Origin of the sequence: Brevundimonas sp. (assembly GCF_030656255.1) — a bacterium.
Classification (GTDB): Bacteria; Pseudomonadota; Alphaproteobacteria; order Caulobacterales; family Caulobacteraceae; genus Brevundimonas.
This window is the reverse complement of the sequence record NZ_JAUSOE010000152.1, coordinates 1-1,370: the sequence shown is the minus strand read 5'-3', so window position 1 is coordinate 1,370 and position 1,370 is coordinate 1. Positions and strand designations below refer to the sequence as shown.

Below are 1,370 nucleotides of genomic sequence, written 5' to 3'. Positions count from 1 at the left end.
GGAGATCCTCCCCCCTTGGGGGAGGTGGCGCGGCGCAGAGCGCCGTGACGGAGGGGGCGCGGACCTAGAACCAGCCGCCGCGGCGCCAGCGGTCGTCCGGCATTGTGCGGCGGGACCATTTCGCCTTAGGCGCCGCTGGGTTCCGGGTCTCCGCTGCGCTTCGCCCGGAATGACGAAAGAGGGAGGGAGGCGTCACCTCTCCGCGCGCGAAGGCGCGTGGGGAGGACAGGTCGCGCTTGCGACCAGGCGGGGGCGACTCCGGCTGTGGTGGGGATGACCTCAAGAGCGTCTGGCGTCGAGTCGCCCCCTCCTGGCGTTCGCTGACGCTCCCGCCTGTCCTCCCCGTCGGCCTTCGCCGACGGGGAGGTGAAAAAAGGGCCGGAGCGTCGCCGCTCCGGCCCTCGTTTCATTCAGCGGCTGCGGCCTGATCAGGCGGCGCCGTCGGCCTTTTTCTTGGAGGCTTCGGAATAGATCAGCAGAGGCTGGGCCTTGCCGTCGATGACCTCGGCATTGACGACCACTTCCTCGACGCCTTCGAAGGTCGGCAGTTCGAACATGGTTTCGAGCAGGATGCCTTCCAGGATCGAACGCAGACCGCGCGCGCCGGTCTTGCGGGTGATGGCCTTCTTGGCGACGGCGATCAGGGCGTCGTCGGTGAAGGTCAGTTCGACATTCTCCATCTCGAACAGACGCTTGTACTGTTTGACCAGGGCGTTCTTGGGCTCGGTCAGGATGGTGACCAGGGCCGCCTCGTCCAGGTCTTCCAGCGTCGCCAGAACGGGCAGACGGCCGATGAACTCGGGGATCAGGCCGAACCGCATCAGGTCGTCCGGCTCGACGCCCTTGAGGATGTCGCCGGTGCGACGCTCGTCGATTTCCTTGACCTGAGCGCCGAAGCCGATGGAGGCCCCTGCCCCGCGCGCCGAGATCACCTTCTCCAGGCCGGCGAAGGCGCCGCCGACGATGAATAGGATGTTGGCGGTGTCGACCTGCAGGAACTCCTGCTGCGGGTGTTTGCGGCCGCCTTGCGGAGGCACGGAGGCGACGGTGCCTTCCATGATCTTCAGCAGGGCCTGCTGCACGCCCTCGCCCGAGACGTCGCGGGTGATCGAAGGATTGTCCGACTTGCGGCTGATCTTGTCGATTTCATCGATATAGACGATGCCGCGCTGGGCCCGTTCGACGTTGTAGTCGGACGACTGCAGCAGCTTCAGGATGATGTTCTCGACGTCCTCGCCCACATAACCGGCCTCGGTCAGGGTGGTGGCGTCGGCCACGGTGAACGGCACGTCGATGATGCGGGCCAGGGTCTGGGCCAGCAGGGTCTTACCCGTGCCGGTCGGCCCGATCAGCATGATGTTGGCCTTGCC

1 protein-coding gene is annotated in these 1,370 nt (G+C 66.4%); it reads right to left on the bottom strand.

Features of this window, described 5'->3' with window-relative positions:
• Positions 1–428: 428 nt before the first annotated feature.
• Positions 429–1,370, bottom strand: a 942-nt coding sequence (gene clpX / locus Q7J26_RS15020; protein ID WP_304937194.1) for an ATP-dependent Clp protease ATP-binding subunit ClpX, incomplete at its 5' end; no start/stop codon positions are given.